24 protein-coding genes are annotated in these 23,330 nt (G+C 71.4%); 15 read left to right on the top strand and 9 right to left on the bottom strand.

Going from position 1 to position 23,330, the window contains the following annotated elements; all coding sequences use genetic code 11:
* Nucleotides 1–199: 199 nt before the first annotated feature.
* Nucleotides 200–682 carry a hypothetical protein gene (locus tag ABZY13_RS26705; RefSeq protein WP_356635035.1) on the bottom strand — a complete coding sequence of 161 codons (483 nt, stop codon included), beginning with the start codon at nucleotides 680–682 and terminating at the stop codon, nucleotides 200–202.
* 330 nt (nucleotides 683–1,012) lie between these two features.
* Between ABZY13_RS26705 and ABZY13_RS26700 the strand changes: the two genes are divergently transcribed.
* The gene (locus tag ABZY13_RS26700) at nucleotides 1,013–1,231 is read left to right on the top strand and encodes a DUF397 domain-containing protein (RefSeq protein WP_073943372.1); all 219 of its coding nucleotides are present in this window, start codon (nucleotides 1,013–1,015) and stop codon (nucleotides 1,229–1,231) included.
* Between the two features lie 166 nt (nucleotides 1,232–1,397).
* Here the strand turns inward: ABZY13_RS26700 and ABZY13_RS26695 are convergent, their stop codons facing one another.
* On the bottom strand, nucleotides 1,398–1,874 hold the full coding sequence (locus ABZY13_RS26695; RefSeq protein ID WP_356635033.1) for an ATP-binding protein: 477 nt from the start codon (nucleotides 1,872–1,874) through the stop codon (nucleotides 1,398–1,400).
* 379 nt (nucleotides 1,875–2,253) lie between these two features.
* On the opposite strand from ABZY13_RS26695, the gene ABZY13_RS26690 reads away from it, so the two are divergent.
* The 8 genes from ABZY13_RS26690 (at nucleotide 2,254) to ABZY13_RS26655 (ending at nucleotide 9,996) form a co-directional block, all read left to right on the top strand.
* Nucleotides 2,254–3,078, top strand: coding sequence for a helix-turn-helix transcriptional regulator (locus tag ABZY13_RS26690; RefSeq protein WP_356635047.1), 825 nt, complete (start codon nucleotides 2,254–2,256; stop codon nucleotides 3,076–3,078).
* Nucleotides 3,079–3,192: 114 nt separating this feature from the next.
* The gene (locus tag ABZY13_RS26685; protein WP_356635031.1) at nucleotides 3,193–4,653 is read left to right on the top strand and encodes an aldehyde dehydrogenase family protein; all 1,461 of its coding nucleotides are present in this window, start codon (nucleotides 3,193–3,195) and stop codon (nucleotides 4,651–4,653) included.
* A gap of 171 nt (nucleotides 4,654–4,824) precedes the next feature.
* Complete coding sequence (locus ABZY13_RS26680; RefSeq protein ID WP_356635029.1) at nucleotides 4,825–5,370, top strand: DinB family protein; 546 nt, start codon at nucleotides 4,825–4,827, stop codon at nucleotides 5,368–5,370.
* 25 nt (nucleotides 5,371–5,395) lie between these two features.
* A complete protein-coding gene (locus ABZY13_RS26675; protein ID WP_356635027.1) occupies nucleotides 5,396–6,037 on the top strand; it encodes a PadR family transcriptional regulator in 642 nt (213 codons plus the stop codon).
* A 138-nt stretch (nucleotides 6,038–6,175) separates the two neighbouring features.
* Nucleotides 6,176–7,222: an ATP-binding cassette domain-containing protein gene (locus ABZY13_RS26670; RefSeq protein WP_356635025.1), complete on the top strand. Its 1,047-nt coding sequence runs from the start codon at nucleotides 6,176–6,178 to the stop codon at nucleotides 7,220–7,222.
* Nucleotides 7,219–7,986, top strand: a complete 768-nt coding sequence (locus tag ABZY13_RS26665; RefSeq protein ID WP_356635023.1) for an ABC transporter permease — start codon at nucleotides 7,219–7,221, stop codon at nucleotides 7,984–7,986. The genes ABZY13_RS26670 and ABZY13_RS26665 overlap by 4 nt, the downstream gene beginning before the upstream one ends.
* 123 nt (nucleotides 7,987–8,109) lie before the next feature.
* Entirely contained in the window at nucleotides 8,110–8,871 is a 762-nt protein-coding gene (locus ABZY13_RS26660) for a MerR family transcriptional regulator (RefSeq protein ID WP_356635021.1), read from the top strand.
* A 120-nt stretch (nucleotides 8,872–8,991) separates the two neighbouring features.
* Entirely contained in the window at nucleotides 8,992–9,996 is a 1,005-nt protein-coding gene (locus ABZY13_RS26655) for a VTT domain-containing protein (RefSeq protein ID WP_356635019.1), read from the top strand.
* An 11-nt stretch (nucleotides 9,997–10,007) separates the two neighbouring features.
* On the opposite strand, the gene ABZY13_RS26650 is transcribed toward ABZY13_RS26655, so the two are convergent.
* Both ABZY13_RS26650 and ABZY13_RS26645 read right to left on the bottom strand, forming a co-directional pair.
* Nucleotides 10,008–11,756, bottom strand: a complete 1,749-nt coding sequence (locus ABZY13_RS26650; RefSeq protein WP_356635017.1) for a threonine/serine exporter family protein — start codon at nucleotides 11,754–11,756, stop codon at nucleotides 10,008–10,010.
* 133 nt (nucleotides 11,757–11,889) lie between these two features.
* Nucleotides 11,890–12,381: an inorganic diphosphatase gene (locus ABZY13_RS26645; protein ID WP_003991985.1), complete on the bottom strand. Its 492-nt coding sequence runs from the start codon at nucleotides 12,379–12,381 to the stop codon at nucleotides 11,890–11,892.
* A gap of 124 nt (nucleotides 12,382–12,505) precedes the next feature.
* Here ABZY13_RS26645 and dacB point away from each other — a divergent pair, with 124 nt between their 5' ends.
* The 6 genes from dacB to folE all read left to right on the top strand — a co-directional run bounded on the left by dacB (nucleotide 12,506) and on the right by folE (nucleotide 20,074).
* Nucleotides 12,506–14,044, top strand: a complete 1,539-nt coding sequence (dacB, locus tag ABZY13_RS26640) for a D-alanyl-D-alanine carboxypeptidase/D-alanyl-D-alanine-endopeptidase (protein ID WP_356635015.1) — start codon at nucleotides 12,506–12,508, stop codon at nucleotides 14,042–14,044.
* Between the two features lie 107 nt (nucleotides 14,045–14,151).
* Nucleotides 14,152–15,294 (top strand): zinc-dependent metalloprotease, encoded by a 1,143-nt coding sequence (locus ABZY13_RS26635; protein WP_356635013.1) that lies wholly within the window; start codon nucleotides 14,152–14,154, stop codon nucleotides 15,292–15,294.
* Between the two features lie 191 nt (nucleotides 15,295–15,485).
* The gene (gene tilS / locus ABZY13_RS26630; RefSeq protein WP_356635011.1) at nucleotides 15,486–16,490 is read left to right on the top strand and encodes a tRNA lysidine(34) synthetase TilS; all 1,005 of its coding nucleotides are present in this window, start codon (nucleotides 15,486–15,488) and stop codon (nucleotides 16,488–16,490) included.
* Between the two features lie 76 nt (nucleotides 16,491–16,566).
* Nucleotides 16,567–17,127 carry a hypoxanthine phosphoribosyltransferase gene (hpt, locus tag ABZY13_RS26625; protein ID WP_356635009.1) on the top strand — a complete coding sequence of 187 codons (561 nt, stop codon included), beginning with the start codon at nucleotides 16,567–16,569 and terminating at the stop codon, nucleotides 17,125–17,127.
* 194 nt (nucleotides 17,128–17,321) lie between these two features.
* Nucleotides 17,322–19,358: an ATP-dependent zinc metalloprotease FtsH gene (ftsH, locus tag ABZY13_RS26620; protein ID WP_356635007.1), complete on the top strand. Its 2,037-nt coding sequence runs from the start codon at nucleotides 17,322–17,324 to the stop codon at nucleotides 19,356–19,358.
* 110 nt (nucleotides 19,359–19,468) lie between these two features.
* Complete coding sequence (gene folE, locus ABZY13_RS26615) at nucleotides 19,469–20,074, top strand: GTP cyclohydrolase I FolE (protein WP_356635005.1); 606 nt, start codon at nucleotides 19,469–19,471, stop codon at nucleotides 20,072–20,074.
* Between the two features lie 10 nt (nucleotides 20,075–20,084).
* On the opposite strand, the gene ABZY13_RS26610 is transcribed toward folE, so the two are convergent.
* The 5 genes from ABZY13_RS26610 to folP all read right to left on the bottom strand — a co-directional run bounded on the left by ABZY13_RS26610 (nucleotide 20,085) and on the right by folP (nucleotide 23,184).
* On the bottom strand, nucleotides 20,085–20,573 hold the full coding sequence (locus ABZY13_RS26610; RefSeq protein ID WP_356635003.1) for a DUF3180 domain-containing protein: 489 nt from the start codon (nucleotides 20,571–20,573) through the stop codon (nucleotides 20,085–20,087).
* 49 nt (nucleotides 20,574–20,622) lie between these two features.
* The gene (folK, locus tag ABZY13_RS26605) at nucleotides 20,623–21,234 is read right to left on the bottom strand and encodes a 2-amino-4-hydroxy-6-hydroxymethyldihydropteridine diphosphokinase (protein ID WP_356635001.1); all 612 of its coding nucleotides are present in this window, start codon (nucleotides 21,232–21,234) and stop codon (nucleotides 20,623–20,625) included.
* Entirely contained in the window at nucleotides 21,231–21,590 is a 360-nt protein-coding gene (gene folB, locus ABZY13_RS26600) for a dihydroneopterin aldolase (RefSeq protein ID WP_356634999.1), read from the bottom strand. The genes folK and folB overlap by 4 nt, the downstream gene beginning before the upstream one ends.
* A 227-nt stretch (nucleotides 21,591–21,817) precedes the next feature.
* The gene (locus ABZY13_RS26595; RefSeq protein WP_356634997.1) at nucleotides 21,818–22,321 is read right to left on the bottom strand and encodes a nuclear transport factor 2 family protein; all 504 of its coding nucleotides are present in this window, start codon (nucleotides 22,319–22,321) and stop codon (nucleotides 21,818–21,820) included.
* A complete protein-coding gene (gene folP, locus ABZY13_RS26590; RefSeq protein ID WP_356634995.1) occupies nucleotides 22,318–23,184 on the bottom strand; it encodes a dihydropteroate synthase in 867 nt (288 codons plus the stop codon). The genes ABZY13_RS26595 and folP overlap by 4 nt, the downstream gene beginning before the upstream one ends.
* Nucleotides 23,185–23,330: the final 146 nt, after the last annotated feature.

Genomic DNA, 23,330 nt, shown 5'->3' with positions numbered 1-23,330 from the left:
CAGCGGTTGGCGCGTCAACACGGGTACCTCTTGCGACAGACCGATTCCGCGCCGTTCCGAGGACGGACACCCCCGGCCCGGCCCCGACGAGGCACCAGGCGACAGCGCCACCGCAACCGAGAACCGACCCCGACAGGCCGCCGCAGGCAGTAACCCGCACCCACCCGCGACACCCACCCGGCCTCGCCCGCGCCCCGCCTCAGCCCGTCCCGAGCCCCGAGGTCGGCAGACCGGACGGCATCGTGCCGCCCTCCGCCTTGGTGTACGTCTCCTGGCCGAGCCCGCCGTCCCAGGTCACCTCGAGGCTCGTGTCGCTGACCGAGTCCACCGTCCCGGTCCCGCGCTCGTCGGTGCCCTCCGTGCAGTTCAGACGGATGGTCGAGGCGCCGGACGCCTCCTCGACCCGCCCGCTGCACACGGTGCCGCGCGTGGCGAAGAGCCCGGCCTCGCCGTCGTTGATCATCAGCACCACCGACTCGCCGCCGGTCGTGGCGAGCCAGCTGCCCTCCAGTTCCCCGGCCGGGGCGGAGGCGGAGGCGGACGCGGAGGCGGACGCGGAGGCCGACGGAGACGCGGACGCGGAGGACGAGGCCGACGCGCTGGGCGCCGGCGTGGCGTCGTCCTCGGAGTCGTCTCCGCCGCACGCCGTCAGCGTGACCGCGCCGACGAGAGCCGCGGCCACGGCCGCGAGCCGGATACGCCTCCCGCGCGCGTGGGTCGCCGTACGCACAGCAGTGCCCCCCGAAATGAGCCGGTGGTCGGACGGTGGAACAGGAACGGCGTGGAACGCGTCTGTTCTACTGCACGAACACCGTACGAACCAGCGGCGGGGGGCCGACGGAGCTGTAACCGTGGGAACACCCCTCGTGCACGTGCATCTGCGCATGCACTTGCTCATGCGTTTGCACGGGAAACAGGGTTATGATCCGGCACAGTTGACCACTGCATCAATGGCCACACCAGCCAGTGCACCACCGGGGAGCGACCTGTGGACCACGACGTGTACAACGGCATGGCCGCCACCGAGCTGCGCGGAGTGGCTTGGCAGAAGAGTCGGCACAGCAATTCGCAAGGCTCGTGTGTGGAATTCGCCCGGCTGCCGGGCGGCAGGGTGGCCGTGCGCAACTCGAACTTCCCGGACGGCCCCGCCCTCGTCTACACGCGCGCGGAGATCGAGGCGATGCTGCTCGGCGTCAAGGACGGAGAGTTCGACCACCTGGTCGCGGGCTGACGCCGGACGGTGTTCGCCGGCTCGGCGGGAGACGCCGAGACAACGTTGTCACAGCTAACACCCCGTCGCCGGACCGGCGAGAGCGGCAAGAACCGTCGTCACGACCGCCGGAGGCAGGATCGCGCCCCGCGTGTGCAGACCCGCGGCGCGGAAAACGCCGCGGGCCTCAGCCGTCCTTCTCCAGGCGGAACATCGCCCAGACCACCTTGCCGCTCAGCGTGCCGGCCAGCGGGTTCCAGCCCCAGCTGTCGCAGAAGGAGTCGACCAGGAACAGCCCGCGCCCCGACTCCGCCGAGAAGTCCTCGGCGTCACGGGCGACCGGACTGTCGTTGCTGGGGTCGCGCACCGCGCACACCAGACGCTCGGTCCAGCGCAACAGGTGCAGCCGCACCGGCGGTTCGTGGGCCGGCGTGAGCGGTCCCGCGTCCGGCAGCGCGTGCCGCAGGGCGTTGGTGACCAGTTCCGAGACCACGAGACAGACGTCGTCGAAACGCTCGCCGACTTCCCACTGGTCGAGCGTCCTGCGGGTGAACCGCCTGGCCTCGCGGACCGCTTCGTAACGGGCGGGCAGAGCGCAGGAGGCGGCGCTGGACACGGCCGCGGGATCCAGCGGCGGAAGGCCCTGCCGTAACGGCTCGAGCATGGTCGATCCATTCGTCCCCATGCGAGGCACTCCCGGGAATTCGCGGTCGTTGCGATGCAGGCGTTGCGATGCAGCGGTGGCGCGGGACCATGGTTTCGGATGCGTACAGCAGATGCAAGGGCAGATGCACGTGCACGCGACCGAATTGGCCCCTCCCGTACCGCTTGTTGCTCATTTTTTCCGCCACCTTTTCGCCGTCTGCCCGCCTTCCGCCCGCCTTCTTCTTCGCTCCCCCGTCTCCTCGTCTTTGGCTTCTTTCCGTCTGTGTAATCGGACGAGTACTGCTCGGAGTGATTTAGTGGCAGACTGCGGGCCCTAAAGACGGTTGGGGAGGCTGGCGAACGTGAGCGCGGGAGAGCCCGGATCGGTGGTGCGGCGGATGCTGCTCGGCTCGCAACTCAGGCGACTTCGCGAGGCGCGCGGGATCACGCGCGAGGCTGCGGGCTACCACATCCGCGCCTCCGAGTCGAAGATCAGCCGGATGGAGCTGGGCCGGGTGAGCTTCAAGACCAGGGACGTGGAGGACCTGCTGACGTTGTACGGGATCATGGACGAGGCCGAGCGCGCATCGCTCATCTCGCTCGCCCGTGAGGCCAACGTGGCGGGCTGGTGGCACAGCTATTCGGACGTCCTGCCGAGCTGGTTCCCGACGTACGTCGGCCTGGAGGGCGCGGCGTCCGTCATCCGCGTGTACGAGGTGCAGTTCGTGCACGGCCTGCTCCAGACCGAGGCGTACGCCCGCGCGGTGGTGCGGCGCGGCATGCAGGGCGCGAGCGAGGCGGACGTCGAAAAGCGCGTGGCGCTGCGGCTGGAGCGGCAGAAGCACCTCGTCTCCGAGAACGCCCCCGACTTCCACATCGTCCTCGACGAGGCCGCCCTGCGCCGCCCCTACGGCGACCGCGAGGTGATGCGCGGGCAGCTCCAGCACCTCATCGAGTTCTCCGAGCGGCCCAACGTACGGCTGCAGATCATGCCGTTCAGCTTCGGCGGCCACGCCGGCGAGAGCGGCGCCTTCACCATCCTCAGCTTCCCGGAGTCCGACCTGTCGGACGTGGTCTATCTCGAGCAGCTCACCAGCGCGCTCTATCTGGACAAGCCCGAGGACGTCGCCCAGTACGAGAAGGCGCTCAAGGAGCTCCAGCACGACAGCCCCGGTCCCGCCGAGAGCCGGGACCTGCTGCGCGGCCTGCTCCAGCTGTCCTGAATCCGTCCGCGTCCGGCACCCGGAGTCTGCTCACCGGCCCCCCAATTCCCGTTTGTCACAAGTACGATGACGGACGATCAGGGACTGCTTCCGCAGCAGGGATTGAGGGGTCACATGTCGTCCTACTTCACCGAGCTGGCTCAGCAGTACATCGACGGCGAGTGGCGTCCGGGAACCGGGTCCTGGGACATCATCGACTTCAACCCGTACGACGGCGAGAAGCTGGCCGCGATCACGATAGCCACGTCCGACGAGATAGACGAGGCGTACCGCGCCGCGGCCCGCGCCCAGCGCGCCTGGGCCGAGGCCGGCGCGTATGCCCGCCGCGTCGTCCTGGAGAAGGCCCTGCGCCTGCTCGAGGAGCGCGAGGAGGAACTCGCCGAGGTCATCGTCGCCGAGCTGGGCGGCACCCGGGTCAAGGCCGCGTTCGAGCTGCACCTGGCCAAGGAGTTCCTGCGCGAGGCCGTGAACCTCACGCTGCGCCCCGAGGACCGGCTGATCGCCTCCCCGGACCCCCGCAAGGAGAACCGCCTCTACCGCGTCCCGGTCGGCGTCGTCGGGGTCATCAGCCCCTTCAACTTCCCGTTCCTGCTGACGCTGAAGTCGGTCGCCCCGGCCCTCGCCCTGGGCAACGCCGTCGTGGTCAAGCCGCACCAGGACACGCCCATCACGGGCGGCTCCGCGCTGGCCAAGCTCTTCGAGGACGCGGGCCTGCCGGCCGGTCTGCTCAACGTGGTCGTCACGGACATCGCCGAGATCGGCGACTCCTTCATCGACCACCCGGTGCCCAAGGTCATATCGTTCACCGGCTCCGACAGGATCGGCCGCCACGTCGCCACCGTCTGCGCCCGCAACTTCAAGCGCGCCATCCTCGAACTCGGGGGCAACAGCGCCCTGGTGGTGCTGGACGACGCGGACATCGACTACGCCGTCGACGCCGCCGTCTTCAGCCGGTACGTCCATCAGGGCCAGGTCTGCATGGCCGCCAACCGCGTCCTCGTGGACCGCTCGATCGCCGACGAGTTCACCGAGAAGTTCGTCGCCAAGGTCAAGTCCCTCAGGGCGGGCGACCCGCGCGACCCCGACACGGTGATCGGCCCGGTCATCAACGCCTCGCAGGCCGAGTCGATCTCCGGCACCGTCGAGCAGGCCATCGCCGAGGGCGCGACCGCGCTGGTGCACGGTACGACCACGGGCAACCTGGTCGAGCCGTCGGTCCTCACCGGCCTGCCCGCCGACTCCCCCCTGCTGCGCCAGGAGGTCTTCGGCCCGGTGGCCTTCCTGCTCACCTTCGACGGCGAGGAAGAGGCCGTACGCCTCGTCAACGACACCCCGTACGGGCTCAGCGGCGCCGTGCACACCGCGGACGTGGAGCGCGGCGTGCGGTTCGCCCAGCGGATCGACACCGGGATGTTCCACGTCAACGACGGCACCGTGCACGACGAGCCGCTGGTGCCCTTCGGCGGCGAGAAGAACTCCGGCGTCGGCCGGCTCAACGGCGAGTCGACGGTGGACGCCTTCACGACGCTGAAGTGGATCTCGGTGCAGCACGGGCGCAGCGGGTTTCCGTTCTAGGCGCCTCCTCCTGGGGCGTCCCGCTGCTGTCTTCGGTCGTCCTCGGCTGCCTCGATCGTCCCCAGCGGGCCATAGAGGACAGGAACTGTCCTCTATGGCCCGTAGCTTCGTCGGTGTCAGGAAGAACTCCCAGAACGCCCCACCGGGGGCACCGACGAAAGGCGGCCGGTCATGGTCACTCACGTTTCCGCGGAGGGCACGCAGGACGAGCGCGGGGCACTGCTGGCCTTCCTGGAGGCCGAGCGCGGCGGCATCCGGCGGGCGCTGCTCGGCCTGACCGACGAGCAGGCGTCGTCCCGCCCGAGCGTCAGCGAGCTGTCGCTGTCCGGACTGCTCAAGCACGTCGCCGAGGTCGAGCAGGGCTGGGTCGCCCGTGCGCGGGGCGAGGAGCCGGCGGTGCGGCGCGACCAGTCCAACTGGGACGAGAACTTCAGGCTGACCGGCGACGAGACGGTCGCCTCGCAACTGGCGTACTGGGAGAAGGTCGCGGCCGAGACGGAGGCCTTCCTGCGCTCGGTGCCGAGCCTGGACGACACCTTCGCGCTCCCCGACGCCCCCTGGTTCCCCGACGAGCGGGTCTCGATGCGCTGGCTGGCCCTGCACCTGATCCGCGAGACCGCCCGGCACGCCGGCCACGCGGACATCATCCGGGAGTCGCTGGACGGGGCCACCGCCTTCGAACTGGTGGCCAGGGAACAGGGCGCGAGCCAGGGCTGACCGGCCGGGGTCCTACGCTGGCCCCATGTCAGCGATCCGTCTTCTCGTGCTGGGCGCCGTCCGCCAGCACGGGCGGGCCCACGGTTACCAGGTGCGCAACGACCTGGAGTACTGGGGCGCGCACGAGTGGTCCAACGCCAAGCCGGGCTCGATCTACCACGCACTGAAGCAGATGGCCAAGCAGGGCCTGCTGCACGCGCACGAGATCGCGCCGTCCACGGCCGGTGGCCCGCCGCGCACCGAGTACGAGATCACCGGCCGGGGCGACGAGGAGTTCTTCCGGCTGCTGCGCGAGGCGCTGACCTCCTACGACCAGAGGATGGACGTGAAGTCGGCGGCCATCGGGTTCATCGTGGACCTGCCGCGGGCGGAGGCGGTGGCGCTGCTCAAGGAGCGCGTCCGGCGGATCGAGGAGTGGCGCAGGGCCGTCACCGCGCACTACGTGCCGGAGGACGGCCCCGAGCAGCTCGGACACATCGGCGAGATCATGAACCTGTGGATCCACACCGCGGACGGCGAGGCCGAGTGGACCGCCGGCCTGATCGCCCGGATCGAGGGCGGCGCCTACACCTTCGCGGGGGAGGGCGAGCCGTTCGTCGGCGTCCTGGAGGACGGCCAGGAGAACCCGTACGCGACGGGGGAGCGGCATCCGGGGGACAGCCGCTGAGGGTGCCGATGCCGCGGTCGTCGGTGGCGTCGGTCGTGGACCCGTCCGCCCACTAATCAAGTTTGACCAACCCAGGTGTCGGAGTTATGTTGGGCAAGTAGTCAAGTTTGAATAATGGGATTGGCGAGGGAGGTGCCCATGGCCGACATGGCGATCACCGTCGACGGCGCGCGCAAGGCGTACGGCGGTGAACAGGCGCTCGACGGGCTCGACCTGACGGTGGGGCGCGGCGCGGTGCACGGAGTGCTCGGGCCGAACGGCGCGGGCAAGACCACCCTGGTCCGCATCCTGTCCACGCTGCTGCGACCGGACGCGGGCCGCGTCGTGGTGGCCGGACACGACGTCGTGACCGAGGCGTACGAGGTGCGGCTGCGCATCGGCCTGCTCGGCCAGCACGCGGCCGTGGACGAGGAGCTGAGCGGCCGGCAGAACCTGGAGCTGTTCGGCCGCCTGTACCACCTGGGCGCCCGGCACGCGCGCGTGCGGGCCGGTGAACTGCTGGAGCGCTTCGGACTCGCCGACACCGGCCGCAAGGCGGTCCGGCAGTACAGCGGAGGCATGCGGCGGCGGCTCGACCTGGCCGCCTCCCTGATCACCGAACCGGAGGTGCTCTTCCTGGACGAACCCACCACCGGCCTCGACCCGCGCGGACGCGCCGAGGTCTGGTCGTCGGTCCGCTCGCTGGTCGGCGGCGGCACGACGGTCCTGCTCACCACCCAGTACCTGGAGGAGGCCGACCAGCTCGCCGACCGCGTCTCGGTCGTGGACCGGGGCCGGGTCGTCGCCGAGGGCACACCGGACGACCTGAAGGCCCTCAACGGCGGCGACCGCATCGACGTCGTCCTGCGCGACGCCGGTCAGCTCGGCGCCGCCCTCGCCCTGCTCCCGCTGCCCAGGGACGCCGTCACGGTCGACGCCGACCGGCGGCTGCTCAGCGCCCCCGTCACCGACCGGATGGCGGCCCTGTCCGGCGTCGTACGGGCCCTGGAGGAGGCCGGCATCGAGGCGGCGGACGTCGCCCTGCGCCGGCCCACGCTGGACGAGGCGTTCCTGTACCTGACCGGGGACGAAGGGCGTGCGAACGAAGGCCGTACGGAGGAAAGCGGTCCGGACGAGAACCGTACGGACGAGAACCGAGCGGACGAAGACCGAACGGGCGGACGCCACGCGAAGGAGGCCGTATGAGCGCCACCGCGCACGCCCTGACCGACTCCTGGACCATGACCCGCCGCGAACTCGCCCACTGGGCGCGGCAGCCCGTCCAGGTCGTCGTGAACGTGGCCTTCCCCGTGATGCTGCTGCTGATGTTCGGCTACCTGGTCGGCGGCGGACGCGGCATCGGCGGCGACTACGTCGACTACCTGGTGCCCGGCATGCTCGCCCTGACCATGGCCTTCGGTCTGGAGGGCACCATGCTCGCCGTCACCCAGGACCTCAACAAGGGCGTCATCGACCGCTTCCGCTCCATGCCGATGGCCAACGGGGCGGTGCTGGTGGGCCGTTCGGCCGCCGACATGCTCCAGTCGGCGTGTGCGCTCGCCGTGCTGTGCGCCGTCGGGTTCGTGCTCGGCTGGCGGGCGCACGGCGGCATCGGGGCGTTCCTCGGCGCGATCGGACTGCTGCTGCTGTTCCGGTTCGCCATGCTGTGGATCGGCATCCAGCTGGCCCTGGTGGCGGGCAAGCCGGAACTGGTGCAGGCCGTGCAGATCCTGGTCTGGCCGGTCGGCTTCCTGTCCAACGCCTTCGCCACGCCCGACTCCATGCCGGGCTGGCTCGGCACGGCCGTCCAGTGGAACCCCATGTCCCACACGGCCACCGCGGTCCGCGACCTGTTCGGCAACCCCGGCGGCGAGCCGGGCCACGTCGGGGCTGCGATCCTGTGGCCCCTGGCACTGCTCGCGGTGTTCTTCCCGCTGGCCGTGCGGCGCTTCGCCCGCCTCAGCCGGTAGACCGGTGGACCGGGCCCACCGGCGGAACCGTGACCCGGTTCCACCGACGGGCCCGGGAAACCGGCTTGCACCTGACGTGGCGTGAGGGCTCAGCGTGGAGGGCGTACCGAGAAGGGAGCGGAAGTGAGCCACTCCGTGGGACAGGTCGCCGGGTACGCCGGTGTGACGGTGCGCACCCTGCACCACTACGACGACATCGGCCTGCTCGTGCCCAGCGAGCGCAGCCGCGCGGGCCACCGGCGCTACAGCGACGCCGACCTCGACCGGCTGCAACGGATCCTGTTCTACCGGGAGCTCGGCTTCCCGCTCGACGAGGTCGCCGCCCTGCTCGACGACCCGGACGCGGATCCGCGCGCGCACCTGCGCCGCCAGCACGAGCTGCTGACCGCCCGGATCGAGAAGCTGCAGAAGATGGCGGCGGCCGTGGAGCACGCCATGGAGGCACGCAGGATGGGCATCAACCTCACCCCCGAGGAACGGTTCGAGGTCTTCGGCGACAAGGACCCCGAGCAGTACGCGCAGGAGGCGGAAGAGCGCTGGGGCGGCACCGAGGCGTACGCGGAGTCCCAGCGCCGCGCCGCGAGCTATACCAAGGAGGACTGGAAGCGCATGCAGGCCGAGGTGGCCGACTGGGGCGAGCGCTACGACGCCCTGATGGCCGCCGGCGAGGCGCCGACCGGCGAGCGGGCCATGGACATGGCCGAGGAGCACCGGCAGCACATCTGCCGCTGGTTCTACGAGTGCCCGTACGACGTCCACCGTGGCCTGGGTGAGATGTACGTCTCGGACGAGCGGTTCAAGGCGTTCTACGAGGCCATGCGCCCGGGCCTCGCCGAGCATCTGCGGGACGCCATCACGGCGAACGCGGCACGGCACGCGGCGTGATCCTCCGTCCCGGGTTCCACCGGAGCCAACGGTGGAACCCGGGACGGACACCATCCGTTGATAGCTTTGTCCGGCCGTAGCCGAAGCCGTACTCACCTCACCCCACTGGAGCCCGGAACCGTGACGACGCTTGCCCTCGGACCGAGCTGGCTGGACCCGAACTATCTGCTCGACACCTTCGGGATCTGGGGCCTGCTCCTCATCGTCTTCGCCGAGTCGGGCCTGCTCATCGGGTTCTTCCTGCCGGGCGACTCCCTGCTGTTCACGGCCGGTCTGCTGATCGCCTCGAAGGAACTGGACTTCCCGCTGTGGTCGGCGATCGTCCTGATCTGCGTCGCCGCGATCCTCGGCGACCAAGCCGGCTACATGTTCGGCAAGAAGGTCGGTCCGTCGCTGTTCACGCGCCCGGACTCCCGCTTCTTCAAGCAGGAGAACGTCACCAAGGCGCACGAGTTCTTCGAGAAGTACGGCCCGAAGTCGCTGGTCCTGGCCCGGTTCGTGCCCATCGTGCGCACGTTCACGCCGATCATCGCGGGCGTCAGCGGCATGCGGTACCGCTCGTTCCTGATTTTCAACGTCGTCGGCGGCATCCTGTGGGGCGCCGGTGTGACGCTGCTCGGGGCCTGGCTGGGCAACATCGACTTCGTCAAGAAGAACATCGAGGCGATCCTGATCCTGATCGTCTTCGTGTCGGTGCTCCCGATCATCATCGAGATCTGGCGGGCCCGCTCGAAGAACAAGCAGACCCCGGCCGAGGAGCCCCAGGCCCAGACCCAGACCCAGACCCAGGCCCAGTACCAGCACCGGCCCGCGCAGCAGTACCGGCCGCCGGTGATGGACGACGCGACCACCCAGCTGCGCCGCATCCCCCCGGCCCACGAGGAGCAGGGGTACGGACAGCAGGGCGGCTACGGCGACCAGGGGTACGGGCAGCAGGGGTACGGCGACGACCAGGGCCACCCGGAGCAGCAGCAGTACGGGAATCAGCAGTACGGGAACCAGCAGCAGTACGGCAACGAGCAGTACGGACAGCAGCCGTACTACCAGGGGCATCGCCAGGACCAGGAGCCGTACCAGCCGCAGCACCCGCACCCGCAGCAGTACCCCTACAACCCGGGCCAGTAGCCGGACCGCACCTAGAAGCCCCGCGTCCGCTTCGCCGCCCGTCGTCCCCCGCCGGAGGCGCCGGGCAGGCGCAGGAACAGCCGGGAGATCTCCGAGCCCAGGTTGACGCCGATCGCGATGGCCATCGCCAGGGCCGCCGCCTTGGTCAGCGAGCCCAGACCGCTGTCGACGTCGTTCTGGGCGATGGACAGCAGCCCGAAGTACGTCGCCGAACCCGGCAGCAGCGGCCCGATCGCCGCGGTGGTGTACGGCAGGGCGCTCGCGTACCGGTAGCGGGACATCAGCTGCCCGAACAGCCCCACCAGCCCCGCCGCCACCGCCGTCGACGCGACCGGCGACAGCCCGCCCGCGTAGTGCATCGCGCCGTACACCGACCAGGCGACGCCACCGTTCACGGTCACGGCGAGGACGGTGGACCGTTCCTGCTGGAGCAGCACCGCGAAGGTCAGCGACAGCAGCATCGACGCGGCGATCTGGAGCAGCGGCCGTTCCTCGAGGTGCAGCGCCGCGTCGGGGTCGAGCTGCGCCCCCAGCTGGACGCCGAAGTACAGCGCCACCAGCACGCCCGCGACGATCCCGACGAAGAAGTACATGACCTCCAGCAGCCGGGCCGCCGCGGTGATGTAGAAGCCGGTCAGGCCGTCCTGCACGCCCGCCACCAGCGCCCGCCCCGGCAGCAGCGCGAACAGCCCGCCGGTGATGACCGCGGACGCCTTCACGTCGACGTGCGCGAGCGTCAGCGCGACCCCGATCGCGGCGGGCGGCATCGCGGCCACCGTGAACTGGTAGAACTCCGGCAGCCCGCGCCCCGCGCACAGCCACGCCAGCCGGTCGCCGAGCATCGCCCCCAGCGCGGCGGCGAAGAACACGATCGCGTCGCCGCCGACCAGGATCGAGGCCGCGCCCGCCAGGAGCCCGCTCGCGGAGGTGAGGACCCAGGTGGGGTAGGGGTGGCGGTTGCGGCGGATCTCGGCGAGGCGGCGGTAGGCCTCCTCCAGGGAGAGGTGGGTCTCCGGATCGCTGAGGTCGTCCACCAGCCGGAAGACGGCCGCGAGCCGGGTGTAGTCGGTGCCGCGCCGCCGGACCGTCCGGGAGGCGGTGACCGGGTCGTCCACCAGGGACGGCTGGTAGGAGATCGACAGCAGGGTGAAGGTGACATTGGGCTCGCAGCGGTCCAGGCCGTAGGAGCGGCACACCGCGAACATCGCGGCCTCCACGTCCTCGGCGCCCTCGCCGCCCGCCAGCAGCAGCTCGCCGATGCGCAGGGTCAGGTCGAGGACGCGCGGGACGGCCGGGCCGCCCTCCTCCGCCTTCTGCACCGGCTCCGGCGCGGGCCGCTCGGCCACCGGCATGCGCAGCATCGTGCGCATGCGGTCCTGCCAGGGCAGGTCCTTGGTGAGGCTGACGGCCGGTATGCCGCCGGCCGGGGTGAACGCGGGCGGCGCGCCGCGCGTGCCGTACGTGCTCGGCGGGGTGAACGCCGACCCCTCGGCCTCGGCGCCCGGCGGCTGCGGGACGTCCAGTCCTTCCGGGAGCGCGAACTCCGAAGTGGTCTCCGGCTCGCCGCCGGCCCTGGGCACGGCCAGCCCTTCGGGGACCGCGAACTCGGAGGTGATCTCCGACTCGGACTCGTAGGACCCGGAGTCGTACGGCCCGGAGTCGTACGGCCCGGACCGGTATGCGTTCGACCCGGTCCCGAACCTGCCGCGCGCCTCGTCCGACGGCGGCTTGCGGTCCTCCGCATCCGTCGCATCCGTCACTGCGCAACGCTCCCTGAACGACACCTTCCGTGGCTGTCAGTATGCGCGGGATGCGCGCGGACATGCCGGAACGGGCCGCACGCGCGCGTGCGGCCCGTTCCGAGGCGCGGGCCCGGGATCAGAAGATCAGGGCTCAGTGGCCGCCCTGCTCCTTGAAGCGCTTGTAGGACCGCTCGATCTCCGCCTCGGCGTCGGTCCGGCCGACCCAGTTGGCGCCCTCGACGGACTTGCCGGGCTCCAGGTCCTTGTAGACCTCGAAGAAGTGCTGGATCTCCAGGCGGTCGAACTCCGAGACGTGGTGGATGTCCCGCAGGTGCTCCACGCGCGGGTCGTGCGCCGGGACGCACAGCAGCTTGTCGTCGCCGCCGGCCTCGTCCGTCATGCGGAACATGCCGATCGCACGGCACTGGATGAGGCAGCCGGGGAAGGTCGGCTCGTCCAGGATGACCAGGGCGTCCAGCGGGTCGCCGTCCTCGCCGAGGGTGTTCTCGACGAATCCGTAGTCGGCCGGGTAGCTGGTCGACGTGAACAGGCGGCGGTCCAGGCGGATACGACCGGTCTCGTGGTCCACCTCGTACTTGTTCCGCGAACCCTTCGGAATCTCGATCGTGACGTCGAACTCCACCGGTGGCTCCTCCATGATCAACACACAGTTCTGGTGGTTAAGTGTCCCTCACGCAGGAGTGTGATCGCGAAAGGGGCTGGTGCTGGTGGTCGAGCTGAGGCCTTGGCGAGCCGCGGGACCGCATGTGACGCGGATCGCGAACGCCGTACGCCCCCGTCTCGCCCGGGCCGCATCGGCCGCCCGGCCGCGGGTCGCGCGGCTGGCGTCGGGTGCGTCGTCGCAGGTCGGACGCGCCCTCGGGGCGAAGACCGGGACGTACACCGCGGTCGCCGCCACCGCCGGGCTCGCGCTGGCCGCCGGTGCGGTGACCGCCGCGGGCCCTTGGGACTCCACCGGCCAGCGTACGGCGGAGCGGGAACGCGCCGTCGCCCTTGCGCCGCCGCGTGGCGCAGATCACGTCGACGGGCCGGGGAGGGCGGGCGCGCCGCGGCCCGCGCCGAGCGCCGGGCCGGTGCTGACCGGGCTCGGGGGCGCTACGAGCGTGGCGCGGTCGGCGCCGGACGGCAGGTCCTTCGCCGAGGTCCTCGACCCGCTCCTGAACGTCCCCGCACTGGGCGCGCGCCGTGGCGCGTCGGTCGTGGACCTGTCCACCGGCAGGACGCTGTACGGCGCCGGCGCCGACGCGACCCTCACGCCCGCCTCGACCACGAAGATCGCCACGGCCGTCGCCGCGCTGTCCGCCCTCGGCCCCGACCACCGCCTCACCACCCGCGCCGCCTACGAGCCCGACACCAAGGAACTCGTCCTCGTCGGGGGCGGCGACCCGACCCTCACGGCACGCGAGCGCGCCCAGGGCCTCGCGAGCCTGCGCACCCTCGCCGCGCGAACGGCGTCCGCCCTGAAGGAACGGGGCGTACGCCGGGTCACGCTCTCGTACGACACCACGCTCTACGCAGGGCCCGAGCTTCACCCGATCGGTGTGAACGAGAACCTCGCCCCCGTCACCGCCCTGATGGCCGACGAGGCTCGCACCGACGACTCCTCCAGTGGCCCGGTGCCCCGTGTCCCGGACCCGGCGGCGGACGCCACCCGCACGTTCGCCGGCCTCCTCAAGGCCCACGGCGTGCACACCACGCCCCCGGGCCCCTCCAAGGCGACCGATCGCGCCGACACCCTGGCGAGCGTCTCCTCGCCGCCCGTCTCCGCCCTGGTCGAGCGGATGCTGACGAACAGCGACAACGACATCGCCGAGGCCCTCTTCCGGCACGTCGCCCGCGCCTCCGGCGAGAGCGCCGACTTCGCCGGCGGCAGCCGCGCGGTCACCGCCCGCCTCAAGGAGCTGGGCGTGCCGCTCAAGGGCGCCGCCCTCCACGACGGCAGCGGCCTGAACCGCGACAACCGCCTGTCGGCCGGCCTCCTCACCGCCCTGCTCGCCGAGGCCGCCGACCCCGACCGCCCCGCCCTGCGCGCCACCCTCACCGGGCTGCCCGTGGCCGGGTTCACCGGCACCCTGTCGGGCCGCTACACCGAGGGCGCGGCCGGCGTCGTACGCGCCAAGACAGGCACTCTGAGGGGCGTCAACACCCTCGCCGGAACCGTCGTCGACACCGACGGACGCCTGCTGGCCTTCGCCTTCCTCGCTTCGGAGACCCCCGAGGCGACGGCGGCCCAGACGGCCCTGGACACCACGGCGACCGCCCTGTCGGTCTGCGGCTGCCGCTGACCCCCGGGGGGCGTCGGTCGTCCTGACCGGCCTCGCCCGCGGGCCGCCCGTCCGTCCCCGGCCCGTGCGGCCTGCCCCCCGCCGCGGGGCTCACGTACGGTTGACGCATGACGAGCATCGGTGGTGCCGCTTCTTCTGGGATGGTCGACTGGAACCTCGCGGTGGCGACCGCGACCCGGCTGGTGCGCCCGGGGCCCGAGGTCAGCCGCGACGAGGCGCGGGCCGTCGTCGCCGAACTGCGCCGGCACGCCAAGGCCTCCGAGGAACACGTCCGCGCGTTCACGCTGCTGGGGACCGAGGAGACCCACGACACCCCGGTCCTGGTCGTCGACCGGCCCGGCTGGGTGCGGGCCAACGTCGCCGGGTTCCGCGAGCTGCTCAAACCGCTGCTCGACAAGATGCAGGAACGGCGCGGCAGCACCCCGGGCGGCGCGGTGCTCGGCGCCGTCGGCGGCAAGGTCACCGGCGTCGAACTGGGCATGCTGCTGTCCTTCCTGTCCTCCCGCGTCCTCGGCCAGTACGAGACCTTCGCCCCCGCCGCCCGCGACCTCCCCGCCGGCGCCGACGGCGGCGGCCGGCTCCTGCTCGTCGCCCCGAACATCGTCCACGTCGAACGCGAACTCGACGTCGATCCGCACGACTTCCGCCTGTGGGTGTGCCTGCACGAGGAGACGCACCGCACCCAGTTCACCGCCGTCCCCTGGCTGCGCGACCACCTCCAGGGCGAAATCCAGTCGTTCCTCGCGGAGACCGACGTCGACCCGATGACCGTCCTCGAACGCGTCCGGGAGGCCGCGCAGACCCTCGCCGGCGGCCGGCCCGAGGGCGAGGAGGGCGACGCCGGCGACGGCGGCCGCTCCCTGGTCGAACTCGTGCAGACACCGGCCCAGCGCGAGATCCTCGGCCGCCTCACCGCCGTGATGTCCCTTCTGGAGGGCCACGCCGACTTCGTGATGGACGGCGTCGGCCCGCAGGTCGTGCCGAGCGTCCAGGAGATCCGGGAGAAGTTCCAGCAGCGCCGTGCCAAGGGCGCCTCCCGCCTCGACCTCGCCCTGCGCAAGCTGCTCGGCCTGGACGCCAAGCTCCGCCAGTACCGGGACGGCGAACGGTTCGTGCGCGCCGTCGTCGAGGAGGCCGGCATGGACGGCTTCAACCGCGTCTGGACCTCCCCGAACACCCTCCCCACCAAGGCGGAGATCGCCAAACCGGCGGACTGGATCGCGCGGGTGCACCGCAAGAGCGAGTCGTGAACCGGGGTGGCAGTCGTGCACCGTATCCGGCCGACGGCAGGCGAACGCCCCCTCAATCACCCGTCCGAGGGACCGTAAGCCATGCGTAGGCGTGCAATGCTCGGGGAACGGCCCGGTTCTGTCACCATCTACACACTCTGAGTGACCGAACCTCGGGCTCACCCCCCGAACCTTCATGAAGGGAACCGGACATGGGTCCCCATCCTGCGGTCGCGGCGATACGCCTGGCGGTCCGCCGCGTCCTCCACGACATCCTCACCGGACAACACCCCCACCCCTCGCAGGGCCCGCTCGTCCTCGCCGCCTGCTCCGGCGGGGCCGACTCCATGGCCCTCGCCTCCGCGCTCGCCTTCGAGGCCCCCAAGCTCGGCATCCGCGCCGGCGGCGTCACCGTCGACCACGGTCTGCAGTCCGGCTCGGACCAGCGCGCAGCCGAGGTCGTCCAGCGCCTGCGCGAACTCGGCCTCGACCCGGTCGAGTCCGCCGCGGTGACCGTCGGCCGCGAGGGCGGCCCCGAAGCCGCCGCCCGCGACGCCCGCTACGCCGCCCTGGACGACGCCGCCGACCGCCACGGCGCCACCGCCGTGCTGCTCGGGCACACCCGCGACGACCAGGCCGAGACCGTGCTGCTCGGTCTCGCCCGCGGCTCCGGCATCCGCTCCCTGTCGGGAATGGCCGCGGTCTCGGGGGCCGGCGGCCGTTACCGCCGCCCCTTCCTCCAGCTCGACCGCCAGACCGCCCGCAAGGCCTGCATGGTCCAGTCCCTGCCGGTCTGGGACGACCCCCACAACGCCGACCCCGCCTACACCCGCTCCCGGCTGCGCCACGAAGGGCTCCCGGCCCTGGAGAAGGCGCTCGGCAAGGGCGTGGTCGAGGCCCTCGCCCGTACGGCCCAGCTCTCCAGGGACGACGCCGACGCCCTCGACACCTGGGCCGGCCAGGCCGAGGCCACCGTCCGGGACGCGGCCGGCCGCCTGGAGTGCGCCAAGCTCTACGCCCTGCCGCCCGCCGTACGCCGCCGCATCCTGCGCAGGGCCGCCATCGAGGCCGGCGCCCCGGCCGGATCGCTGTTCGCGCGGCACATCGAGGAGGTCGACCGGCTGATCACCGGCTGGCGCGGCCAGGGGGCCATCAACCTCCCCGGCCGAGTCGTCGCCCAGCGCCAGGGTGGCAGACTGGTGATTCGGCAAGGCTGACTCCGGACGTCCCGCCGGCCCGCTCGCGCGGGCCACGGACCTCCGGACGGCCGGTGGGACGGGACGACCGAAAGTGATGCGGGTGGACGCGAAAGACATGGGTGCCGACCTCAAGCAGGTGCTCATCACCAAGGAAGAGATCGACGCGAAGCTGGCGGAGCTGGCCGCGAAGATCGACGCGGAGTACGAGGGCAAGGACCTGCTGATCGTCGGCGTGCTCAAGGGCGCGGTGATGGTCATGGCCGACCTCGCCCGGGCGCTGTCCACCCCCGTCACCATGGACTGGATGGCCGTCTCCTCCTACGGCGCCGGCACCCAGTCCTCCGGCGTCGTGCGGATCCTCAAGGACCTCGACACCGACATCAAGGGCAAGCACGTCCTGATCGTCGAGGACATCATCGACTCCGGTCTGACCCTGTCCTGGCTGATCTCCAACCTCGGCTCCCGCGAGCCGGCGTCGCTGAAGGTGTGCACCCTGCTGCGCAAGCCGGACGCCGCGAAGGTCGCCATCGACGTGGAGTGGGTCGGCTTCGACATCCCCAACGAGTTCGTCGTCGGCTACGGCCTCGACTACGCCGAGAAGTACCGGAATCTGCCGTTCGTCGGTACGCTCGCGCCCCACGTGTACGGCGGCTGACCGGCGGCTGAGCCACAAGAGCGGCCGTTGCGGGACGATCGGGAACCCCGGCGGGTCCCGCGCCGTTGGAGCATGCAGACGGGTTCGCCAGCATTCCCGTGCGGCTTCGGACGGCGATGCTGGGGTACCGTCAGAAGAACTGTCTTATCAAACTCACTATGGCAGGAGGGACGGGGCGGCACCGCTCCGTATGGATGGACGTGAAGCGATACTTCCGTGGGCCGGTCATGTGGATCGTGCTGGCCGTCCTTGCCGTGGTCGTGTTGATGCAGGTCGTCGGCTCGTCCGGCGGCTACAAGACGGTGGACACCGGCCAGGTCGTCCAGGCGATCAATGACAACAAGGTCGAGTCGGCCAAGCTGACCACCGGCGACGAGCAGACGGTCAAGCTCCAGCTCAAGGACGGCGTAGAGGTCGAGGGCAGCTCGAAGATCCAGGCGAGCTACATCGGCGACCAGGGCGTGACCATCGCCAACACGCTGCAGACCAAGTACCAGGACAAGCAGATCCCGGACGGCTACACCGTCTCGCCGTCCAAGCAGAACCCGTTCGTCGGGATCCTGCTCTCCCTGCTGCCCTTCGTCCTGATCGTGGTCGTGTTCCTGTTCCTGATGAATCAGATGCAGGGCGGCGGCTCCCGAGTGATGAACTTCGGGAAGTCCAAGGCCAAGCTGATCACCAAGGACACCCCCAAGACGACGTTCTCCGACGTCGCCGGCGCGGACGAGGCCGTCGAGGAGCTCCAGGAGATCAAGGAGTTCCTCCAGGAGCCGGCCAAGTTCCAGGCCGTCGGCGCCAAGATTCCCAAGGGCGTGCTGCTCTACGGGCCTCCCGGCACCGGCAAGACCCTGCTCGCGCGGGCCGTCGCCGGCGAGGCGGGCGTGCCGTTCTACTCGATCTCCGGCTCCGACTTCGTCGAGATGTTCGTCGGCGTCGGCGCCTCCCGGGTCCGTGACCTGTTCGAGCAGGCCAAGGCCAACGCCCCCGCCATCGTCTTCGTGGACGAGATCGACGCGGTCGGCCGCCACCGCGGCGCCGGCCTCGGCGGCGGTCACGACGAGCGCGAGCAGACGCTGAACCAGCTGCTCGTCGAGATGGACGGCTTCGACGTGAAGGGCGGCGTCATCCTGATCGCCGCCACCAACCGGCCCGACATCCTCGACCCGGCGCTGCTGCGCCCCGGCCGCTTCGACCGCCAGATCGCCGTCGACCGCCCGGACATGCAGGGCCGGCTGGAGATCCTCAAGGTCCACCAGAAGGGCAAGCCGGTCGCGCCCGACGTCGACCTGTCGGCCGTCGCCCGGCGCACGCCCGGCATGACCGGCGCCGACCTGGCCAACGTGCTGAACGAGGCCGCGCTGCTGACGGCCCGCAGCGACAAGAAGCTGGTCGACAACAAGATGCTGGACGAGGCGATCGACCGCGTCGTGGCGGGCCCGCAGAAGCGGACCCGGATCATGTCCGACAAGGAGAAGAAGATCACCGCGTACCACGAGGGCGGACACGCCCTGGTCGCGGCGGCCTCCCCGAACTCCGACCCGGTCCACAAGATCACGATCCTGTCCCGCGGCCGCGCCCTCGGCTACACGATGGTGCTGCCCGACGAGGACAAGTACTCCACGACCCGCAACGAGATGCTCGACCAGCTGGCCTACATGCTGGGCGGGCGTGCGGCCGAGGAACTGGTCTTCCACGACCCGACCACCGGCGCCGCCAACGACATCGAGAAGGCCACCAACCTGGCCCGCGCGATGGTCACGCAGTACGGCATGACGGAGCGGCTGGGCGCCATCAAGTTCGGCGGCGACAACAGCGAGCCGTTCCTCGGGCGTGAGATGGCCCACCAGCGCGACTACTCGGAAGAGGTCGCCGCGCTCGTCGACGAAGAGGTCAAGAAGCTCATCGAGACGGCGCACAACGAGGCCTGGGAGATCCTTGTCGAGAACCGCGACGTCCTCGACAACCTCGTCCTCGCCCTGCTGGAGAGGGAGACGCTGGGCAAGGAGGAGATCGCCGAGATCTTCGCCACCATCGTCAAGCGTCCGCCGCGTCCCGCGTGGACCGGCTCCTCGCGGCGCACGCCGTCCACCCGCCCGCCGGTGCTCTCCCCCAAGGAGCTGGCACTGACGAACGGCGCCAACGGCGCGACGGCGGCGATCACCGCGAAGAGCACGGCGACGGAGCCCGCCCCGTCCGCCGAGCGCACTCCGGAGGAGCGCCCGGAAAGCTGACCGGAGAGCTGGTCCAGCCCGGAATGGATGCCGCGTCCCCCAGGTTCTAGCCTGGGGGACGCGGCGTTTTCGCATGTCCGCAGCCATGAGACACAGGAACGAGGCATCAGATGACCGACCCCGTCACGCTGGACGGCGAGGGCCAGATCGGCCAGTTCGACGAGAAGCGGGCCGAGAACGCCGTTCGCGAACTCCTGATCGCGGTCGGCGAGGACCCGGACCGCGAGGGGCTCAGGGAGACGCCGGCACGGGTGGCGCGGGCGTACAAGGAGATATTCGCCGGTCTGTGGCAGAAGCCCGAGGACGTCCTGACGACGACGTTCGACATCGGGCACGACGAGATGGTCCTGGTGCGGGACATCGAGGTGTACAGCACCTGCGAACACCATCTGGTGCCGTTCCGCGGGGTCGCCCACGTCGGCTACATCCCGGCGACGACCGGGAAGATCACCGGCCTGTCGAAGCTGGCCCGGCTGGTGGACGTGTACGCCCGCCGGCCTCAGGTGCAGGAACGTCTCACTACGCAGATCGCCGATTCCCTGATGGAGATCCTGGAGCCGCGGGGCGTGATCGTCGTCGTGGAGTGCGAGCACATGTGCATGTCGATGCGCGGCATCCGCAAGCCCGGCGCCAAGACCCTCACGTCCGCGGTGCGCGGTCAGCTGAGGGACGCGGCCACCCGCAACGAGGCCATGAGCCTGATCATGGCCCGCTGACCTTCGGGGATCACGCCGCCGGAGCGGTGCCCGGGGTGTTGGGGTCGTCGTCCTCCGGGAGCTTGCACACGCGCTCCAGGAAGATCGCCGCCGCTATGACCGCGATGCCGGCCACCACCGAGGCGCCCGCGTAGACGGCCTGGTCGCGGCGGGCGGGGATGTCGAGCAGTTCCAGCAGGAAGACGCCCGTGCCGCCGTACATGCCGGCGACCAGGGCGGCGACCAGGGCGCTGGCCTGGCCGAAGACCACCGCGCGGGCCGCCATCAGCGGGTCGACGCCCTTGGCGCCGGGGCGGCGTTCGCGCTGGGCTCTCAGGCGGGCGCGCAGGGACAGCGCGGTGGCGAGCAGCACCACGGCGATCACGGCCAGGACGACGGGGGCGGCCAGGGGCACGCCGGGGAGCGTCCCCACCGAGTTCCACAGGCGTGCGCCCGCCCAGGACAGCACCCCCGCGACGACGAACACCCCGGCCAGCAGCCCGATGCGCAGTTCTCTCACGGTGTTCCTTCGCTCCCCGGCCGTCCCAGTGGTCGTCTGACCTTAACGACTACTCGGGCAGCCGGAGTTCCAGGTCGGCGCGCGGCGTGACGCCTTCGCGGGTGACGGCGCCCAGCAGATCGGCCACGGCGCCCCGGCCGGGCAGGCCAGCCTCGGGGTCCACGTCGTGCCAGGGGGCGAGGACGAAGGCGCGTTCGTGAGCGCGCGGGTGGGGCAGGGTGAGGTGCGGATCGTCGGAGACGACGTCGGCGTAGGCGACGATGTCCACGTCGAGGGTCCGCGGACCCCAGCGCTCGTCGCGGACCCGGTGGAAGGCCTCCTCGACGGCGTGCGCCCGCTCCAGCAGCGACGACGGCGGCAGGGTGGTTCGGAGCACCACGACCGCGTTGAAGTACGACGGCTGGCTGCCGGGCTCGACGCCCCACGGCTCGGTCTCGTACACCGGGGAGACCGCCTTGACGCGCACGCCGGGCGTGTCCTCCAGGGCGTCGACGGCCCCCTGGAGGTTCTCCAGCCGGTTGCCCAGGTTGGAGCCGATGGAGATCACGGCCCGCCGGGGGTCGTGCAGGGTGGTGTCGGCGGCGTCGACCTTCTCCACGACGGAGGCGGGCACCGGCTGGACGGTCGGGTCGGCGGGACCCTCGGCGAAGGACGCGGTCATGCTCGGCTCCGGGTGATGGTGACGGTGACGTCGTCGAAGGGGACCGTGATCGGCGCGTCCGGCTTGTGGACGCGGACCTCGACCTCCTGGACCGCCTCGTGCCGCAGGCAGGTGCGGGCGATGCGCTCGGCGAGCGTCTCGATGAGGTTGACGGGCTCGCCCTCGACGACGGCCACGACCTCCTCCGCCACGATGCCGTAGTGCACGGTCTTCGTCAGGTCGTCGTCGGCCGCCGCCGGCCGGGTGTCCAGGCCGAGGACCAGGTCCACGACGAAGATCTGGCCCTCCTCGCGCTCCTTGGGGAACACCCCGTGGTGCCCGCGGGCCTTGAGGCCGCTCAGCGCGACACGATCCACGCGAATCACTCCTGCAATCGTCGGTTGCGGCCGGCTCGTGCCGGATGCGGACGGCGCACCGGCCTCGGACGAATCTACCTGCGGGCACGGACAGAGCCGGGTCACGGGGCGGGGGCCCCGGCCGTGGCCGGGAGGGTTCACCGGGCGTTTCCCCCGGGGAACCCGGCGGATCACGGGCCGGTGGCCGTCCACCCGCGTGTCCGGTCTCACAGGCGGCGTCTACCCGCTCAGGCGGGGGTCTCGTCGTCCTCTTCCCCGTCGGATTCGGTCAGTACCGGGGAGGCGTGGTGGGCCCAGAGCTTCCAGCCGTCGGGGGTGCGGCGGAACACGTTCGTGGCGACCACCAGCTGGCCGACGAGCGGGCCGGGCCCGTCGCCGTCCTCCGGCGCCGGGCCGCCGCTGAGGATGTTCTCCGTGCAGTTCACCAGGGCCGTGTCCCCGGTGACGGAGACGTGCACGTCGGTGAGGAAGAACTGGATGTAGTCGGTGTTCGCCATGATCAGCGCGTACGACCGGAGCACCTCGCCGCGGCCGGTGAGGACGGGCCAGCCGGGGTGGACGCAGGAGACCACGCCGGTGTCGGCGGGGTCGTGGTAGGTCTCGTCGACGCCGAGGTCGGCGGGGGTGAGCCAGAGGGAGGCCACCTCCTCGAAGTCGCCGCGTTCCAGCGCCTCGTAGAAGGCGGTGTTGGCGGCCTCCACCTGCTCGACGTCGGTGTGGGCGGCGCTCACGGGGTGCGCGCCTCCTCCACGGCGCGTGCGACGCGTACGGCGTCCGCGGTCGCGCGCACCTCGTGCACGCGCACGGCCCACGCCCCGGCGTGCGCCGCGAGGGCGGAGACGGCGGCCGTGGCGGCGTCGCGCTCCCGCGCGGGCGGTGGGGCGCCCTCGGGTCCGGCCAGGACCCGGCCGAGGAACCGTTTGCGGGAGGCGGCGACCAGCAGCGGCCGGCCGAGCGCCCGCAGCCGGTCCAGGTGGGCGAGCAGGGCGAGGTCGTGCTCGGCGCCCTTGGAGAAGCCGAGGCCCGGGTCGACCACGATCCGGTCGGGGGCGACGCCGCCCTCCAGTACGGCCTCCACGCGCGCGCGCAGCTCGTTCACGACCTCGGCGACGACGTCGTCGTAGACGCCCCGGACGTTGGCGCCCTCCAGGAGGCCGCGCCAGTGCATGACGACGAAGGGCGCCCCCGCCTCGGCGACGACCGGGACCATCGCGGGGTCGGCGAGGCCGCCGCTGACGTCGTTGACGAGGGCGGCGCCGGCGGCGAGGGCCCGCTCGGCGACGGAGGCGCGCATGGTGTCGACGGAGACGACGACGCCCTCGGAGGCCAGCCCGTGGACCACGGGAACGACCCGGCGCAGCTCCTCGTCCTCGTCGACGCGGGTGGCGCCGGGGCGGGTGGACTCGCCGCCGACGTCGACCAGGTCGGCGCCGCGCGCGACCAGGTCGAGGCCGTGTTTGACGGCGGCGGTCGTGTCGAACCAGCGGCCGCCGTCGGAGAAGGAATCGGGGGTCACGTTCACGACTCCCATGACCGCGCAGCGGTCCCACTCGGGGAGGCCCGCCACGCGCCCGCGTCCGCTCTGCTTGCTCATACGTTCAGCGTAGGCCCCCGGCGGCCGGCGGCCCGTCATCCGGGGGTGCGGCGGGCCGGGGCCCGAGGTCCGCGGGCGAACGCCGTGGAGTGGCCGTGTTTTTACCGTGCGGGGCACCAGGATTCGCCTACGCGCGGTAAGTTTCT

The sequence above is a fragment of the Streptomyces sp. NPDC006610 genome, from assembly GCF_040611575.1.
Lineage (GTDB): Bacteria > Actinomycetota > Actinomycetes > Streptomycetales > Streptomycetaceae > Streptomyces.
Note: the sequence above shows the minus strand (reverse complement) of the source record. Positions and strands in the feature narration are given on the sequence as shown.

What these genes read in the sequence shown, in the direction of transcription:
- ABZY13_RS26700 (WP_073943372.1), top strand. Translation starts at nt 1,013, where the DNA reads ATGGCCGCCACCGAGCTGCGCGGAGTGGCTTGGCAGAAGAGTCGGCAC.
- ABZY13_RS26695 (WP_356635033.1), bottom strand. Translation starts at nt 1,874, where the DNA reads ATGCTCGAGCCGTTACGGCAGGGCCTTCCGCCGCTGGATCCCGCGGCC.
- ABZY13_RS26690 (WP_356635047.1), top strand. Translation starts at nt 2,254, where the DNA reads ATGCTGCTCGGCTCGCAACTCAGGCGACTTCGCGAGGCGCGCGGGATC.
- ABZY13_RS26685 (WP_356635031.1), top strand. Translation starts at nt 3,193, where the DNA reads ATGTCGTCCTACTTCACCGAGCTGGCTCAGCAGTACATCGACGGCGAG.
- ABZY13_RS26680 (WP_356635029.1), top strand. Translation starts at nt 4,825, where the DNA reads ATGGTCACTCACGTTTCCGCGGAGGGCACGCAGGACGAGCGCGGGGCA.
- ABZY13_RS26675 (WP_356635027.1), top strand. Translation starts at nt 5,396, where the DNA reads ATGTCAGCGATCCGTCTTCTCGTGCTGGGCGCCGTCCGCCAGCACGGG.
- ABZY13_RS26670 (WP_356635025.1), top strand. Translation starts at nt 6,176, where the DNA reads ATGGCCGACATGGCGATCACCGTCGACGGCGCGCGCAAGGCGTACGGC.
- ABZY13_RS26665 (WP_356635023.1), top strand. Translation starts at nt 7,219, where the DNA reads ATGAGCGCCACCGCGCACGCCCTGACCGACTCCTGGACCATGACCCGC.
- ABZY13_RS26635 (WP_356635013.1), top strand. Translation starts at nt 14,152, where the DNA reads ATGACGAGCATCGGTGGTGCCGCTTCTTCTGGGATGGTCGACTGGAAC.
- tilS (WP_356635011.1), top strand. Translation starts at nt 15,486, where the DNA reads ATGGGTCCCCATCCTGCGGTCGCGGCGATACGCCTGGCGGTCCGCCGC.
- hpt (WP_356635009.1), top strand. Translation starts at nt 16,567, where the DNA reads ATGCGGGTGGACGCGAAAGACATGGGTGCCGACCTCAAGCAGGTGCTC.
- ftsH (WP_356635007.1), top strand. Translation starts at nt 17,322, where the DNA reads ATGGACGTGAAGCGATACTTCCGTGGGCCGGTCATGTGGATCGTGCTG.
- folE (WP_356635005.1), top strand. Translation starts at nt 19,469, where the DNA reads ATGACCGACCCCGTCACGCTGGACGGCGAGGGCCAGATCGGCCAGTTC.
- folK (WP_356635001.1), bottom strand. Translation starts at nt 21,234, where the DNA reads ATGACCGCGTCCTTCGCCGAGGGTCCCGCCGACCCGACCGTCCAGCCG.
- folP (WP_356634995.1), bottom strand. Translation starts at nt 23,184, where the DNA reads ATGAGCAAGCAGAGCGGACGCGGGCGCGTGGCGGGCCTCCCCGAGTGG.